Here is a 16,269-nt window from a genome sequence, read left to right on the forward strand (position 1 = left end):
GGCGGGCAGTCAGTCAGCAGGCGGGGAGGGGATCGATGGACGCTTCGCGCTGGCGGCGGTTGTCATCGCTGCTGGATCCGTTGCTGGACCTGACCGACGCACAGCGTGCGCAGCGGCTGGCGCAGCTGCGCGCCGAAGACGCGGCACTGGCCGACGACCTGGAGCGGTTGCTGGCGCACGAACGGGAGAGCGAGGAGTTCATGGCCCAGCCGCTGTGGACCGCCGCGCCAGAGGACAGCCGTGTGGGCAGCCTGGTCGGGCCGTACCGGCTGCTGCGCCCGCTTGGGCAGGGGGGCATGGGCGAAGTGTGGCTGGCCGAACGGGCCGACGGGCTGTACCAGCGCCAGGTGGCGTTGAAGCTGCTGCGCAGCGGCTATGCCGACCCCGGACTGCGCCAGCGCTTCAGCCGCGAGCGCGACATCCTGGCCCGCCTGCAGCACCCGCACCTGGCGCAGCTGCTGGATGCCGGCATGGACCTGCAGGGCCAGCCCTACCTGGCCCTGGCGTATGTCGAAGGCGAGCCGATCACCGATTACTGCCAGCGCCTGCAGCTGCCGCTCGAGCGCCGCCTGCAGCTGATGCTGCAGGTGTGCGCGGTGGTCACCCATGCGCACGCCAACCTGATCGTGCACCGCGATCTGAAGCCGTCCAACATCCTGGTCACCGCCGACGGTGAGGTGAAGCTGCTGGATTTCGGCATCGCCAAACTGCTCGATGCCGACCAGGGCGAGCCTCCTGCGCACCCGCCCACCGAGGCGCGCGCGTTCACCCTGCACTACGCCGCGCCCGAGCAGGTCCGCGGCGAGCCGGTGACCACGCTGACCGATGTGTACTCGCTGGGCGTGGTGCTGTTCGAAGTGATTACCGGGCAGAAACCCTATCGCCTGCGCCGGCACAGCGATGCCGAGTGGGAGCGTTCGATCATGGAGGTCAGCGCGCCGCGCGCCTCCAGCGTGCTGCTGCGCCGTGCCGCCGAGGCCGGTGCGGCGGGCGCGGCGCTGCGGCGGCTGGCACGGCGGGTCCGTGGCGACCTGGACACGGTGCTGCTCAAGGCGCTGCAGAAGGAACCCGGGCAGCGCTACGCCTCGGTCGAGGCGCTGGCGCAGGACCTGCGCCGGTTCCTCGAAGGCCGCCCGATCCACGCGCGCCCGCAGGGCACGCTCTACCGGCTGCGCAAGTACATCGGCCGCCACCGCTGGGGCGTCGGCCTGGGCACGGTGAGCGTGCTGGCATTGATCGCGCTGGCGGTGCTGGCGCTGTGGCAGATGCAGCAGGCGCGCCGCGAGATCGCCCGTGCACAGGCCATGCAGGATTTCACCGTGGGTCTGTTCGACCGCGCTGCCGGCGTGCGCCACGGCAGTTTCGACGTACGCCAGCTGCTGGCGACCGGGCAGCAGCGCGGCGAAGTGGAGCTGGCCGACCAGCCCCTGTCGCTGGCCGATCTGGAGGGGGTGATCGGCCGCCTGCGGATCGGCATGGGCGACTACCAGCTGGCCCTGCAGACGCTGGACCGCCAGCGCGCGCTGCTGGAGCAGGTCGAGGATGTGCCGCCGGCGCTGCAGCTGGAAGCGGTGACCCAGCGTGGGCGCGCGCTGCGCATGCTCGGCCGCTCGCGCGACTGCGTTGGCCATCTGCTGCCGATGCAGGCCCTGGCGAACCAGCAGCGGCTGCAGATGCCGACGCTGGTAGCCGAGTACCACGCCCAGTTGGGGCGCTGCCAGCAGCTGCTCGGCTACCGCGACCCGGCACGCGCGGCCTTCGCCGCTGCGCTGGCGCTGCGCCGCGATGTACTGCGCGATGCAGTGGCCACCGCCGAGAGCCTGGCCGATCTGGCCGCGCTGGACAGCGACGAAGGCCATCCGCAGGCGGCGTTGGCGGGCTACCGCCAGGCACTGCAGCTGCTGCAGACCCGGGTGGGTGGGCGCCACCCACAGCTGATCACGCTGCGCCGGCACCTCGGCGAAACGCTGGCGGCGCAGGGCGATCTGGCGGGTGCCGAACAGACCCTGCATATGGCCTGGGCGGACGCGGTCAGCCTGTACGGGCCGGATCATCCGGAAACCCTGTCGATACGACGGCTGCGCGCGGTGCTTACCCTGCAGCGAGGCGACCTGGACCAGGCCGAGGCGATGCTGCAGCAGGTCCACCGCCTGACCCGGCTGGCGCTGGGCGAACAGCACCGCGATACCGGGCTGACCTGGCATGCGATGGGGCAGTTGGCGCTGGAACGCGGCGACAGCGCCGCAGCCGAAGTCGATTTCGCCCACGCCGTCGCCATCTGGCGCCAGCCGGACTGCGTGCGCCTGCTGCCGCAGGGGTTGTACGACCAGGGCATGGCGCTGGCCGGCAGCGGGCGCTGGCGGGAGGCGCTGGCGGCCCTGCAGGAAGGGCGGCAGTGGCAGGCCGCTCAGCGCGGCGAGCTGGATCCCCTGGTACTGCAGGCCGACCGGGCGATGGCGGGCGTCATCGGCGAACACGGCGATCCGCGTCAGGCCGGTGAACGGCTGATCGCGTTGATGCGACGCATTGCCCCGGCCGGCCCGGCGGCGGCGTCGCAGCAGCAGGACCTGCAGCTGGCCTGGGCGCGCAACCTGATAAGGATGGGGCAGCACGTGGAGGCGCGACGGGTACTGGAAGCCCTGGCGCAGCACCGCGGCGACGCGCCCGACACCCGCCAGCGGCGCTGGCAGGCGCGCGCGTCGCTGGCGCTGCTGTCCTGCGGCGAGGCGCCGCAACGCGGCCGCCAGGCGCTTTCGCAGCTGCAGGCCGACGTGCGCCGGCAGCTGCCGCAGGGGGGTGCGATGGCGCACGAGGTGGCGCAGGCGCTGCAGGCCTGTCCGTCGCTGGCGCTGGCTGAACGCTCCGCCGCGTCCACCTCGGCGAATTAACGTTCGCCTGCCTATGATGGCCGGCCCTTTCCTGCCATCGCTGCCTGCATGCAACGACGCGACTTCATCCGCACCGCTTCCCTGGCCCTGGCCGCCGCCGGCCTGCCCGCGCTGCCGGCCTGTGCCGCGCAGGGCAGCCAGGTCGGCCTGCGCCGCCTCGGCCAGCCGCAGCCGTTCGACTTCGCCACCCTCAAGGGCCAGGCGCGCGCGCTGTCCCAGGCGGCGTACCAGACCCACAAGCGCACCCTGCCGGGACCGCTGGAAGCGCTGGACTGGGACCAGTACCAATCCATCCGCTACCGCCAGGACCACGCCTTGTGGGCCGACCAGCCCGGCAGGTACCAGGCCAAGTTCTTCCACCTCGGGCTGTATTTCCATTCCCCGGTGCGGATGTACGACGTGGTCGATGGCGCCGCGCAGGAACTGGCCTACGATCCGGCCGCGTTCGACTACGGCAAGAGCGGCCTGAAGGGCAGCCACCTGCCGCCCGACCTCGGGTTTGCCGGGTTCCGCCTCAACACCCGCCAGGACACCGACCGCGACTTCGCCGCCTTCCTCGGCGCGAGCTACTTCCGCGCGGTCGGCAAGGAGGGCCAGTACGGCCAGTCGGCGCGCGGCCTGGCGATCGACACCGGCATGGGCCGTCCGGAGGAATTCCCGGACTTCATCGCGTACTACCTGGAGCAGCCGGCTGCCGACTCCAACACGCTGGTGGTGTACGCGCTGCTGGATTCGCCCAGCGTTGCCGGCGCCTACCGCTTCGCCATCACCAACGGCGATGTGCTGCTGATGGACATCGACTGCGCGCTGTACCCGCGCAAGGCGATCGAGCGGCTGGGCATTGCCCCGTGCACCAGCATGTACCAGGTGGGCGAGAACGACCGCCGCATGGCCTGGGACTGGCGCCCGGAAATCCACGATACCGATGGGCTGTCGATGTGGACCGGCGCCGGCGAGTGGATCTGGCGCCCGCTGTGCAACCCGGCGCAGCTGCGTTTCAACATGTTCGTGGACAACAACCCGCGCGGCTTCGGCCTGCTCCAGCGCGACCGCAACTTCGACCACTACCAGGACGACGGCGTGTTCTACGAGAAGCGCCCGTGCCTGTGGGTGGAGCCGAAGGGCCAATGGGGCAAGGGCTCGGTGCAGCTGGTGGAGATTCCCACCGTGGACGAGACCTTCGACAACATCGTGGCGTTCTGGAACCCCGAGGCGAAGCCGCAGCCGGGGCAGGAACTGCTGATGGGCTACCGGCTGTACTGGGGCGCGCAGCCGCCGGCACGCCCGCCGATGGCGCACTGCGTGGACAGCCGCACCGGCCTGGGCGGGGTGATCGGCAAGAAGCGCGAGTACTTCTCCTGGCGCTTCGCCGTGGACTTCGAAGGGGGCGAGCTGGCTGCGCTGATCGACAAGGCCGAGGTGGAAGCGGTGGTGCAGGTCAGCCGTGGCCGCACCGAGATCGTCTCGGCGCGCCCGCTGCGCGAGATCAAGGGCTACCGGGCCATGTTCGACGTGGTGCCGCCGGATGACAGCACCCAGCAGATCGACATCCGCCTGTACCTGCGCAGCGGTGGCCGCACGTTGACCGAAACCTGGCTGTACCAGTACAGCCCGCCGCCGGTGGGCGCGCCGGAACGCACGCTCTATTGACGTAGAGCCGGGCTCTGCCCGGCTCCACACCATCACAGCGGCAGCGGGGCCTGCATCGGATCGATGCGGCCTTCGCCGCGGGTGATCTTCTTGAACTCGGCGCGGCTGACCGACACGTAGCGTTCGTTGCCGCCGATTTCCACCTGCGGGCCGTCCTGCACGGCATGGCCGTGTTCGTCCACGCGCACGGTCATCGTCGCCTTCTTGCCGCTGTGGCAGATGGTCTTGATCTCCTGCATCTCGTCGGCCCAGGCCAGCAGGTACTGGCTGCCTTCAAACAGCTCGCCGCGGAAGTCGGTGCGCAGGCCGTAGCACAGCACCGGAATGCGCAGTTCATCGACCACTTCGCTCAACTGCCAGACCTGGCTGCGGGTGAGGAACTGGGCCTCATCCACCAGCACGCACCCCAGCGGCCCGCCCGCTGCGATGTCCGCGGCGATCAGCCGCTGCAGATCGGTATCGCCGGCGAATGCCACGCCATCGGCCTTCAGCCCGATCCGCGAGGCCACCACGCCGCGCCCGGCGCGATCGTCCAGGCGCGGGGTCAGGATGGCCACGCGCATGCCGCGCTCGCGGTAGTTGTGCGCCGACTGCAGCAGCGTGGTGGTCTTGCCGGCGTTCATCGCCGAATAGTAGAAATAGAGCTTGGCCATGCCGCATTTTATCCGCAGATGGCCGGTGTCGCCGCGCGCCCGTCTACTCGGCCGGTGGCACACCGGTAGCGGGGCCGACTTCCACCGTGCCGGCGCGCTGCATCTGTTCCAGCGCCTGGGCCTGCCAGTGCCAGTACTGCGCCGGTTCCCAGTAGCGGTCCTGCAGGAAGCGGTCCACCGGCATGGCGTGCTGCTGACCATCCTCGCCGCGCACGGTCATCTTCAACGCGCCAATCCAGCCCAGCCGGCTGCCGGTCACCTCGTTGCGGCCGCGGCGCATCTCGCGCTCCTGGCGCGGCTTGGCCACCGCGTCGCCGTAGGTGTCGTACAGGGCCTGCCCCTCCACCAGCGCCCGGTCGCGTTCGGCCGGGTCCAGCGCCGCCCAGTAGCGTTCGCGATGCACCAGCAGGAAGCGGTCGCCGCGTTCGGCGGCCAGATCCATCCAGGCGTAGGCGGCCGCGCGGTCGGCCGGCCCGCCCACGCCGTTCCACAGCAGTTCGGCCAGGGCCGCCTGCGACAGCTTGTCGGCATAGCGCGCGCCCTGCCGGTAATAGCCCCGCGCCTGCTCGGGCCGCCCGCGCTTGAGCGCTTCGTTGCCGAGTTTGCGATAGCGCATGTCCGGGTGGGAGGCCAGGAACGTTTCCGACCCCAGCACGTCGGCGGCCCACGGGTCGAAGACAGGTGCATCGGCCTCCGCCGCCCCCGCAGTGCCCACCGCCCCGCACAGCACCGCACCCAGCAGCACGGCCCGGCACCCGGGAATGAATCCGTTCATCACGCCATGTTTCCTTCTTCACACGATCCCCCTCAATAGCGCAGGCCGCGCGGACGCGTCAATCGTCCCCGGCCTTCGACGCACCGGCGCGGCCCGCTACAATGCCGCTCCCCCGGAGTTGGCATGCACGGTCTCAATCCCCCCCAACGCGCGGCAGTCCTGCACTGCGAAGGTCCTCTGCTGGTGCTCGCGGGCGCAGGCAGCGGCAAGACGCGCGTGATCGTGGAGAAGATCGGCCAGCTGATCGCCAGCAAGCGCTATCCGGCGCGTCGCATCGCGGCCATCACCTTCACCAACAAGTCGGCCAAGGAAATGCGCGAGCGCGTGGCAAAGCGCCTGCGCAGCGAAGATGCCGACGAAGTGACGATCTGTACCTTCCACGCCCTGGGCCTGAAATTCCTGCAGATCGAGCACGCCTCGGTCGGGCTCAAGCGCGGCTTCTCGATCTTCGATGCCGACGATGCGACGTCGCAGGTCAAGGACCTGATGTACGGCGCCAAGCCGGACGACATCGAGGACGTGAAGAACCTGATCTCGCGCGCCAAGAACGCCGGTCTTTCGCCGGAGCAGGCGATGGCCGCCGCGCGCAGCAACCGCGAGAAGGAAGCGGCCAGCGTCTACGAGCGCTACCAGCTGCGCCTCAGCGCCTTCAACGCGGTCGATTTCGACGACCTGATCCGCCTGCCGGTGCAGGTGCTGGAAGAGAACCCGGAGATCGCCCTGGGCTGGCGCGAGCGTATCGGCTACCTGCTGGTGGACGAATGCCAGGACACCAACGATGCGCAGTACCGGCTGCTCAAGCAGCTGGCCGGCAGCAAGGGCAATTTCACCTGCGTGGGCGACGATGACCAGTCGATCTATGCCTGGCGTGGCGCCAACCCGGAAAACCTGCAGCAGATGGCGCGCGATTACCCGGCGCTGGAGATCATCAAGCTGGAGCAGAACTACCGCTGCTCCAACCGCGTGCTGCGCGCGGCCAATGCGCTGATCGCCAACAACCCGCACGAGCACCTCAAGAAGCTGTGGAGCGACCAGGCCGACGGCGAACGCATCCGTGTGTGGGAGTGCCGCAACAGCGAGCACGAAGCGGAAAAAGTGGCTGCCGAGATTTCCTACCTGGCCACCTCCAAGCAGATTCCGTGGAGCGATTTCTGCATCCTGTTCCGCGGCAACTTCCAGTCGCGGCCGCTGGAAAAGGCGCTGCAGCTGGTGCGCGCGCCGTACCACATCACCGGCGGCACCGCGTTCCTGGAGCGCCAGGAGGTCAAGGACACGCTGTCGTGGCTGCGCCTGCTGGTGAACCCCGACGACGACACCGCCTTCATGCGGGCGGTGCAGTCGCCCAAGCGCGAAGTCGGCGCCGGTACGCTGGCCAAGCTGGCCGAACTGGCGTCGGAGAAGGACCTGCCGATGGCGCATGCCGCCGAAGCGATCGGCGCGCTGTCGCAGTTGCCGCCGCGCGCGGCCAACGGCCTGAGCCGCTTCACCGACATCCTGCGTGACCTGCGCGCGCAGATGCCGCAGCTCAGTTCAGGCGACCTGGTGCGGCGGCTGGTCAAGGAATCGGGCCTGGTCTCCGAGCTGCGCAGCGCCTGCAAGGAAGAGTCGGTGTACCAGCGCCGCCTGGCCAACCTGGAAGAGCTGGCGCAGTGGTTCGAAGGCGGTCCGCGTGGCGCCTCGACCGCCGACCTGGCCGCACAGCTGGCGCTGTTGTCGCGCAACGACAAGGACGATGGCGGCAACCAGGTGCGGATGATGACCCTGCACGCGTCCAAGGGCCTGGAATTTCCCTATGTCTTCATCATCGGCTGCGAGGACGGCGTGCTGCCGCACCAGGTCAGCCTGGACGAAGGCAACCTGCAGGAAGAGCGCCGCCTGCTGTACGTTGGCATCACCCGCGCCAAGGTGCAGCTGTGGATGAGCTACAGCAAGCTCACCCGCAAGTTCGGCGAGCACGTGCGGCTCAAGCCCAGCCGGTTCTTCGAAGAGCTCCCGGCCGAGGAAATGCAGCGCGACGGCGCCGATCCGGTGGCCGATGCCGAGCGCAAGAAGGAGCGCGCCAGCGCGGGGCTGGCCGCGATCCAGGCGTTGTTCGACTGAGCACGCGCGCCCGGTAGCGCCGGGCCGCTGGTTGGCTGCCGTATGCCGGGTCGAAGAGCAGCCGACCAGCGGTCGGCTCTACCGTGTTCGGGGCGCGCATTGCACAATCGGGGCCTCTTCCTGCGCAGTGACCCGCATGTCCGCCGTGATCCAGACCGACCGCCTGCACCTGCGCCTGATCGATCCCGACCACGATGCGGCCGACATGCTGGCCCTGCTCAACGAACCGGGGTTCATCCGCAACATTGCCGACCGCGGCGTGCGCACCCTGGCGCAGGCGCGTGCCTACACCGCCGAGCGCGTGCTGGGCAGCTATGCCCTCAACGGTTTCGGCATGTACGCCATCATCCGCCGCAGCGACGGGGCGTGGCTGGGCAATGCCGGGCTGGTGCGCCGCGATGGATTGCCGGCACCGGACATCGGCTACGCGCTGCTGTCGCCGTACGAAGGCCAGGGTTATGCGCTGGAAGCCGCGCGCGGGGTGATGCACTACGCGCGTGATGTGCTGCACCACACCGACCTGTACGGCATCGTGTCGCCGGACAACCTGCGCTCGGCCGCCCTGCTGCGCAAGCTCGGCATGGAAGACCGCGGCGACCTGCTGTTGCCGCCACCGCACGGAGGCGATGTGGTGCTGCTGTTCGCCACGCCAGGCGCCCCGGCGGTCGTGGCGTCATGACGGCCTGAGCCCGGGACGACGGCTGCATGGCCGGGCTGGGCTGGATTGCCGGGCAGCGCCCGGCACTACGGATGCGTGGCCGGGCTCGGCGGGATTGCCGGGCAGCGCCCGGCACTACGGATGCGTGGCTGGGCTCGATTGCCGGGCAAGCCCGGCAATCCGGAGGCTGCCAGACACCCCGTAGAGCCGGGCTCTGCCCGGCTGCTCTTCAGCCACCCAATTGCGCGCGCAGCTCCGCCAGTTGTTCCTGCAACTCGGCCACGGTGGTCTCCAACTGCTGCACGCGCGCATCCAGCGCCGCGCTGCCACCACCGCCACTGGTCGGCGCGGCCTTGTACGCCTCCGCCAGCGCCTGCACGTCCACCGGCCCGGCCAGCAGGTGCATGTAGCGGTCTTCGCGCTGGCCGCTGGCGCGCGGCAGCTGGACGGCCAGGCCGCGCTGGATCATGCGCTCCACATGGTGGCGCAGCTCGTCGGCATCCTGGAACTGGAACAGCCGCTCGCTGCGGGTCAGCAGCTCGTTCACCGTCTGCGGGCCGCGCAGCAGCAACAGGCCCAGGACCGCCAGCTGCTGGCGGGTCAGGTCCAGCGCGCTGCCGGCGCGGTGCTCGTAGCGCTCGGCGCGCGAGGAAAACTGCTGGCGGGCCAGCCCCAGCGTCTCCAGCTGGCGCAGCGCGTGGTGCACGTCGCCGGCCGACAGGGCCATCACCGGCTCACGCGCGGTCTTCTGGTTGGCCGCCACCTGGGCGGCATTGACCGTCAGCGGGTAGGCATCCGGGGTGGTGGCCTCCTTCTCGATCAGGCAGCCCAGGGTGCGGGCCTGGGCCGCGCTCAGCACGGGCAGGGCAGGGGTCTGGGTGTCATCGGTCACGGGGCGCTCCACGGTCTTTCAGGGGGTGCAGCATAGCCGAGCCCTACCGATGGCATGAACGGGGCCGGACAAGCCGGTAAACTGGCGCGACTTTGTTGCTGGTGATCCCGATGCGTCGTACTGCTGCTGTTTCCCTGTCCGTGCTTGCCTGCGCCGCGATGGCGCTGACCGCCTGCAAGCGCACCGAAGCCCCGGCCGATGCCGCTCCGCCGGTCGCCGCCGCTGCGGCCGCCGCGCCGGCTGCCACCGGCGATGCCGCCGTGGCCGCCAACGACAACCTCAATGCCGTGCTGTGGATGCAGCGTTCGCAGGAATACCGTGCGATCACCGAGCAGACCTACCGCGCCGCCGCCGACCGCCTGGATGCCGCGCTGAAGGAAGCCCACTGGGATGCGCTGGTGCCGGAAGAGCGCGGCAACGAAGCCAAGGGCCTGAAGCCGGCGGTGGTGCTGGACGTGGATGAGACCGTGCTGGACAACTCGCCCTACCAGGCGCGCCTGGTGCGCGACGGCAAGGAATACGACGAGATGACCTGGGACCAGTGGGTGGCCGAGAAGAAGGCCAAGGCGATCCCCGGCGTGGTCGACTTCGCCAAGGCGGCCAACGCCCGCGGCGTGACCCTGCTGTACATCTCCAACCGCGCCGTGCACCTCAAGGACGCCACCCTGGCCAACCTGCGCGCCGAGGGCCTGCCGGTGGCCGATGACAGCGTGTTCCTCGGTCTGGGCACCGTGGTGGAAGGCTGCGAGCAGGCCGGCAGCGAGAAGAACTGCCGCCGCCGCCTGGCCGGTCAGAAGTACCGCGTGCTGATGCAGTTCGGCGACCAGCTGGGCGATTTCGTCGAAGTCACCGCCAACACCAACGAGGGCCGCGACGCGCTGCTGCAGCAGTACCACGACTGGTTCGGCGAGCGCTGGTGGATGCTGCCCAACCCGACCTACGGCGGCTTCGAGCCGGCGCAGTTCAACAACGATTACACCCAGTCGCGCCAGGCCCGCCACGATGCCAAGCGCGCTGCGCTGGACTACGCGCCGTGAGCCGCGCACCGCTGCCGCTGCGTGACGACGAGCGCCTGATCGTCGCGCTGGACGTGCCCGGCCGCGACGAGGCCCTGGCCTGGGTGGACCGGCTGGGCGACAGCGTGTCGTTCTACAAGATCGGCATGGAACTGCTGGCCTCGGGCGAGTACTTCCAGGTGCTCGATGCGCTCGCCGCACGCGACAAGCGCGTCTTCGTCGATCTGAAGTTCTTCGACATCCCCGCCACCGCCGCCGCGGTGATCAGGCGGTTGTCGCAGTGGCCGGTGAGCTACGCCACCATCCACGGCTGGCACCCGGCGATGATGGAGGCCTGCGCCGCCGCCAACAGCGGCGACATGCGCCTGCTGGCGGTGACCGTGCTGACCTCGATGGGCCAGGACGACCTGCGCGGCATGGGCATCGACCGCTCGCCGGTGGACGTGGTGGTCGAGCGCGCGCTCGCCGCCCAGGCGGCCGGCATCGACGGCGTCATCGCCTCTGGCCAGGAGGCCGCGCCGATCCGCGCCGCCACCGGGTCGGGCTTCTCCATCGTCTGCCCGGGCATCCGCCCGGGTGGCCCGGTGGGCGATGACCAGAAGCGCACCGTGGGCGTCGCCCAGGCCTTCGCCGATGGCGCCGATGCCATCGTGGTGGGTCGGCCGATCCGGCTGGCCGCCGATCCGCGCGCGGCCGCGCTCGCGATCCAGGCCGAAATCGCCTCGGCCCTGCGCTGATCCCTGCACAGTGCCGGCACCGCGCGTGCCGGCACTGGCGCGTTTTTCCGTGCCGGAACCGCGTCTCGTTGTCGTGTTGCGCACGGTTGCAGAAGTGAATCCATCAATCGCTACCGGGTCGCTGGCGACAGCGAACTGAGAGACGTCGCGCAGTCTGTTCCCCGCCTTTGCCGTCGAATCGACTCCGGCACGTGCCGTCCTGGCCGTGTCGTTCGCTTCTTCATCCCTGCAAAGGAGTTGCAGCATGCACATGCGTTATCGCGCGGCCCTGGCCGCCCTCGTCGTCGTAGCCACGATGTCCCCGGCGCTGGCCACCCCGCCCCTGGATGGGCACCGCCCGAAGATCATCGGCGGCATCGACGCCGAGCCCGGCCAATATCCGTTCATGGTCAGCCTGCAGAAGCTTGACCGGGGTGAGTCCGACCACGAACGGCACTGGTGCGGCGCCACCCTGATATCGCCGTCCTGGGTGCTGACCGCCGCGCACTGCGTGGAGGATGCGCAGCCGCGCGACTACGCCGTGCTGAGCGGCAAGACCGCGCTGGCCACCGCCGCGCGCCGGCGGGTGTCCAACATCAAGGCCATCCATGTCCACCCGGCCTACGACAGTCGCGGGCTGGTCAACGACATCGCCCTGATCCAACTGCGTCGCCCCGTCGCCAAGGGGCAGTTCGCCCTGCCGCTGCTCGGTGGCGACAGCGGCTACCTGCGCCGCGGCCGCCGCTTCACCGTGATCGGCTGGGGCACCACCGGTCTGGAAGGGCCGGAGGGGGCGCCGACCGTGCTGCAGACCGTGCAGACGCCCTACGTGCCGTTCCGCGACTGCCGCCAGGCCTACCCCGGCCTGGAAGCGGGCAAGGTCATCTGCGCCGGCGAGGAAGGCATCGACAGCTGCCAGGGCGACTCGGGCGGCCCGCTGCTGGTGCAGCGCCAGGGCCAGTGGACGGTCCTCGGCACGGTCAGCTGGGGCGTAGGCTGCGCGCAGGCAGACTACCCCGGCGTGTACGCACGGCTGTCGGACGGCCACATGGCCGACTTCATCCGGGCAACCTGGACCAACGACTAGCCCCTGCCAGGCACGGGCACCGCGCCGGCCCGGCCGGTGTCCGTTCTTTTTCCTTGTTTTTCAATGGCCTGTGGCCGCCGTCGGGGGCGCCGCAAGGGCCCGGCTTGCCGCTTCGGGGCCGCAGGCCGCAAGATGCGGACCGGTCCGGGGAGTCCGAATTCATGTCCATGCCGTTGATGCTAGGGCGTTGTCGAGAGTGGGTACTGGCGCTGTCGTTCTGCGGCCTGGTGCTGCTCAGTGCCTGCAAGCGTGACCAGATCGATCCGGATGCACCGGCGGCCGAGCCGGTGGCGGCCCTGCGCCAGCTGGCCCGGCACGTCGCCGACAACGACCTGGTGGGCTATGCGCAGGCGTCGGTGCCGCCGGCCCAGTACGAGCGCCTGCAGGCTGCCTGGGCCCAGGGACGCAGCCGCTGGCCGCTGACCGAACTGCCGCTGGATGGCCAGTTCCTGCCCATGATGGCCGCACTGTCGCGGCCGGATGCGCCGCAGCGCCTGCAGCGCGCCTTTGATGCGCAGATTGCCGGCCAGGCCACCGGGGTGCGCCAGGCCGCGCATTCGATGGGCCTGTTCGGCGTGCAGTACCTGCGCAACCAGAGCGGGTACAGCGAAACCGAGCGCGCCCATTACACCCAGGTGGTCGACGCGCTCAGTCGCTGGGCCGCTGCGGCCCCGCTGACCGACAAGCAGCGCGCCCGCACCACCATCACCCTGCTGACGGCCACGGCACGGACCACCGCGCTGTCCACCGAGGAGCAGCTGCAGGCGGCTGGCATGGAAGGCGCGCTGCGCCGGCTGGGACCGTTCGCCAAGGCCTTCAAGACCGCCCTGGCCAGCTACGGCCTGTCGCTGGACACCGCGCTGACCGAACTGCGCGGCGAACTGGTGTCCCAGCAGGGCGATACCGCTGTGGTGCGGATCCAGTACCCGTTGGCGGGCGAACAGATCGACGCGCAGGTGCGCATGACCCGTCGCGACGGCCACTGGTATGTGGCGCGGACGCTGGAAGACACCGACGCGCTGCTGCAGGCCGCTGCGGCCGCGCAAGCTGAACATGACGCCGCCGAGGCGGCCAAAGCAGAGGCGGACGCCGCGGTCAAGGACGGTGCTTCCGCACCGGCTAAGCCATAATGAAGCCGATGCCGAACCAGAATCCCCTGCCTTTCCCCGGCGAAGAGCCGCCCAAGACGCCGGACGCACCGTCCGCGTCGCCCGACACCGCGCCCGTGGCCGGCACCCCGGCCGAGCCCGGTGAGGCCTCGCCTGCGGCCGATCCGGCGGCGACCGCGCCGTCCGCCATCGTGCCCGGCACGCGTGCCCCGGTGGGCCGCCGCCCGTGGTGGGCACGCCTGCTCGGCCGGCTGGTCGAACCCTGGCTGTCGCTGAAGATCGAACCCGAGCACCCCGGCCAATACAACGATGGCCGCCCGGTGGTCTACGTGCTGGAAGACTACGGTCTGTCCAATGCCCTGATCCTGGACAAGGCCTGCCGTGAAGCCGGCCTGCCCTCGCCGCTGGTGCCCATTGCCGGCGACCCCACCGGGCGCAAGCGCGCCTACCTGGCCTTGTCCCGGCGCAGCAGCAGCAACTCGCTGATTCCCGAGCAGCGCGGCGCCAAGACCCATTCGGACTCGCTGGCCAAGGTGCTGCAGGCCCATCGCGCGCGCGATGAGCTGGACGTGCATCTGGTCCCGGTGTCGATCTTCGTCGGCCGTGCGCCGGACAAGCAGAGCGGCTGGTTCGCCGTGCTGTTCTCGGAAAACTGGGCGCTGGTGGGCCGTTTCCGTCGCCTGCTGGCCGTGCTGCTCAATGGCCGCAGCACCATCGTGCGGTTCGCCCCGCCGATCTCGCTGCGTACCACCGTGGACGAGGGGCTGGACCCCGAACGGACCGTACGCAAGCTGCAGCGCGTGCTGCGCACGCATTTCCGCCGCATCCGCGAATCGGTGATCGGCCCGGATCTGTCCACCCGCCGGCTGCTGGTGGACAAGGTGCTGGATGCCGATACGGTGCGCGAGGCGATCGCCTCGCAGGCCAAGCGCGACAACTCCAAGCCGGCCGACGCCTGGAAGAAGGCGCATGCCTACGCCTGGGAAATCGCCGCGGACTATTCCAGCCCGGTGGTGCGCTCGGCCAGCTTCATGCTCAGCCACGTCTGGAACCGCATCTACGCCGGCGTGCTGGTCCATCACCTGGACAAGTTCAAGGCCGCCGCGCCCGGGCACGAAGTGGTCTACGTGCCCAGCCACCGCAGCCACATGGACTACCTGCTGCTGTCCTACCTGCTGTACGACCGCGGCATCGTGCCGCCGCACATCGTGGCCGGCATCAACCTGAACCTGCCGGTGGTGGGCACGCTGCTGCGCAAGGGTGGCGCGTTCTTCATCCGCCGCTCGATCCGCGGCAATGCGCTGTACTCGGCGGTCCTCAGCGAGTACGTGGCGCAGCTGGTGGCCGGTGGCTACTCGATCGAATATTTCGTCGAGGGCGGCCGCTCGCGTACGGGCCGCCTGCTGCAGCCCAAGGGCGGCATGATCTCGATGACGCTGCGCGCCTTCCTGCGCCAGCCGCGCAAGCCGGTGCTGTTCCAGCCGGTCTACATCGGCTATGAAAAGCTGATGGAAGGCGGCAGCTACCTGGATGAACTGTCCGGGCGGCCGAAGGAAAAGGAATCGATCTGGCAGCTGCTGTGGTCCATTCCCAAGGTGCTCAAGCAGAACTACGGCCAGGTGGTGGTGAACTTCGGCGAGCCGATCGCGCTCAACGACGTGCTGGCGCAGCAGGCACCGGACTGGAACGGGCAGCCGGTTGGCGAAGATGAAAAGCCGTCGTGGCTGTCGGGCACGGTCGACCACCTTGCCGAACGCATCCAGGTGCACATCAACGGCGCCGCCGACGTCAATCCGATCAACCTGCTGGCGCTGGCGCTGCTGTCCACGCCCAAGCACGCGATGGGCGAGGCCGACCTGATCGCGCAGATCGAGCTGTGCAAGACCCTGCTGGTGGAAATGCCCTACTCCGATCGCGTGACGGTGACCCCGCACTCGCCGGAGCGGATCATCGCCCATGCCGAGGAAATCAACGTCCTGACCCGCATCAAGCACCCGCTCGGCGATGTGCTCAGCGTCAGCGGCGATACGGCGGTGCTGCTCAGCTACTTCCGCAACAATGTCCTGCACCTGTTCACCGCCTCGTCGTGGGTGGCCTGCTGCTTCCAGAACAACCGCCGCATGAGCCGCACCGGCCTGGTGCAGCTGGGCCGCACGGTGTACCCGTTCCTGCAGGCCGAGCTGTTCCTGCCGTGGACTGAGGACGAATTCGCCCAGCGCATCGAGCAGACCATCAACGTGTTCGTGCGCGAGGGTCTGCTGCAGAACGTCAATGACGACGACGGCGGCATCCTGGCGCGCAACACCGGGCAGACCGACGAAGTCTTCCGTCTGCGCGCCATCGGCCACTCGCTGCAGCAGGCGTTCGAGCGGTACTACATCGCCATCTCGGTGCTGGTGAAGAACGGTCCGGGCACGCTGGGGGCGGCCGAGCTGGAAAGCCTGTGCCAGCAGGCTGCACAGCGCCTGAGCCTGCTGTACGCGCCTGCCGCGCCGGAGTTCTTCGACCGCACGCTGTTCCGTGGCTTCATCCAGAAGCTGCGCGAGCTGCGCCTGGTGTGGCCGGACGAAAACAGCAAGCTGCTGTTCGACGACCGCCTGGATGCCTGGGCCAAGGATGCCAAGTTCATCCTGGGTCGCGAGCTGCGCCACACCATCGAACGGGTCAGCCCGGAAGCGGCCAAGCCGGACGAACCGGTGGCGCAGGATTGAGGCAGGGAGCAGCC

The 16,269-nt window shown here is 69.6% G+C and carries 12 protein-coding genes; 9 read left to right on the forward strand and 3 right to left on the reverse strand.

From position 1 onward, the window contains the following. Positions 1-35 precede the first annotated feature (35 nt). Positions 36-2,888 (forward strand): protein kinase domain-containing protein, encoded by a 2,853-nt coding sequence (locus ACLB90_RS10180; RefSeq protein WP_411849389.1) that lies wholly within the window; start codon positions 36-38, stop codon positions 2,886-2,888. 48 nt (positions 2,889-2,936) lie between these two features. After that, positions 2,937-4,538, forward strand: coding sequence for a glucan biosynthesis protein (locus ACLB90_RS10185; protein ID WP_411849390.1), 1,602 nt, complete (start codon positions 2,937-2,939; stop codon positions 4,536-4,538). Between the two features lie 32 nt (positions 4,539-4,570). Here ACLB90_RS10185 and ACLB90_RS10190 read toward each other — a convergent pair whose 3' ends face one another. Both ACLB90_RS10190 and ACLB90_RS10195 read right to left on the reverse strand, forming a co-directional pair. Beyond that, a complete protein-coding gene (locus ACLB90_RS10190) occupies positions 4,571-5,191 on the reverse strand; it encodes a thymidine kinase (RefSeq protein ID WP_411849391.1) in 621 nt (206 codons plus the stop codon). Positions 5,192-5,234: 43 nt separating this feature from the next. Continuing rightward, on the reverse strand, positions 5,235-5,966 hold the full coding sequence (locus tag ACLB90_RS10195; protein WP_411849392.1) for a hypothetical protein: 732 nt from the start codon (positions 5,964-5,966) through the stop codon (positions 5,235-5,237). A gap of 123 nt (positions 5,967-6,089) precedes the next feature. Between ACLB90_RS10195 and ACLB90_RS10200 the strand changes: the two genes are divergently transcribed. Next, positions 6,090-8,066, forward strand: coding sequence for a UvrD-helicase domain-containing protein (locus ACLB90_RS10200; protein WP_411849393.1), 1,977 nt, complete (start codon positions 6,090-6,092; stop codon positions 8,064-8,066). A gap of 136 nt (positions 8,067-8,202) precedes the next feature. Next, complete coding sequence (locus ACLB90_RS10205; RefSeq protein WP_411849394.1) at positions 8,203-8,745, forward strand: GNAT family N-acetyltransferase; 543 nt, start codon at positions 8,203-8,205, stop codon at positions 8,743-8,745. 208 nt (positions 8,746-8,953) lie between these two features. On the opposite strand, the gene ACLB90_RS10210 is transcribed toward ACLB90_RS10205, so the two are convergent. Next, positions 8,954-9,616 carry a YceH family protein gene (locus ACLB90_RS10210; RefSeq protein ID WP_411849395.1) on the reverse strand — a complete coding sequence of 221 codons (663 nt, stop codon included), beginning with the start codon at positions 9,614-9,616 and terminating at the stop codon, positions 8,954-8,956. A 110-nt stretch (positions 9,617-9,726) separates the two neighbouring features. On the opposite strand from ACLB90_RS10210, the gene ACLB90_RS10215 reads away from it, so the two are divergent. The 5 genes from ACLB90_RS10215 (at position 9,727) to plsB (ending at position 16,255) form a co-directional block, all read left to right on the forward strand. Next, positions 9,727-10,653 carry a 5'-nucleotidase, lipoprotein e(P4) family gene (locus ACLB90_RS10215; protein WP_411849396.1) on the forward strand — a complete coding sequence of 309 codons (927 nt, stop codon included), beginning with the start codon at positions 9,727-9,729 and terminating at the stop codon, positions 10,651-10,653. After that, entirely contained in the window at positions 10,650-11,369 is a 720-nt protein-coding gene (gene pyrF, locus ACLB90_RS10220) for an orotidine-5'-phosphate decarboxylase (protein ID WP_411849397.1), read from the forward strand. The genes ACLB90_RS10215 and pyrF overlap by 4 nt, the downstream gene beginning before the upstream one ends. Before the next feature lie 244 nt (positions 11,370-11,613). After that, positions 11,614-12,435, forward strand: a complete 822-nt coding sequence (locus ACLB90_RS10225; RefSeq protein ID WP_411849398.1) for a S1 family peptidase — start codon at positions 11,614-11,616, stop codon at positions 12,433-12,435. A gap of 161 nt (positions 12,436-12,596) precedes the next feature. Then, positions 12,597-13,565, forward strand: coding sequence for a hypothetical protein (locus ACLB90_RS10230; RefSeq protein WP_411849399.1), 969 nt, complete (start codon positions 12,597-12,599; stop codon positions 13,563-13,565). Further along, positions 13,565-16,255: a glycerol-3-phosphate 1-O-acyltransferase PlsB gene (gene plsB / locus ACLB90_RS10235; protein WP_411849400.1), complete on the forward strand. Its 2,691-nt coding sequence runs from the start codon at positions 13,565-13,567 to the stop codon at positions 16,253-16,255. Before ACLB90_RS10230 ends, plsB begins: the two co-directional genes overlap by 1 nt. Positions 16,256-16,269: the final 14 nt, after the last annotated feature.

The organism is Stenotrophomonas sp. LGBM10 (assembly GCF_046736075.1).
GTDB lineage: Bacteria > Pseudomonadota > Gammaproteobacteria > Xanthomonadales > Xanthomonadaceae > Stenotrophomonas.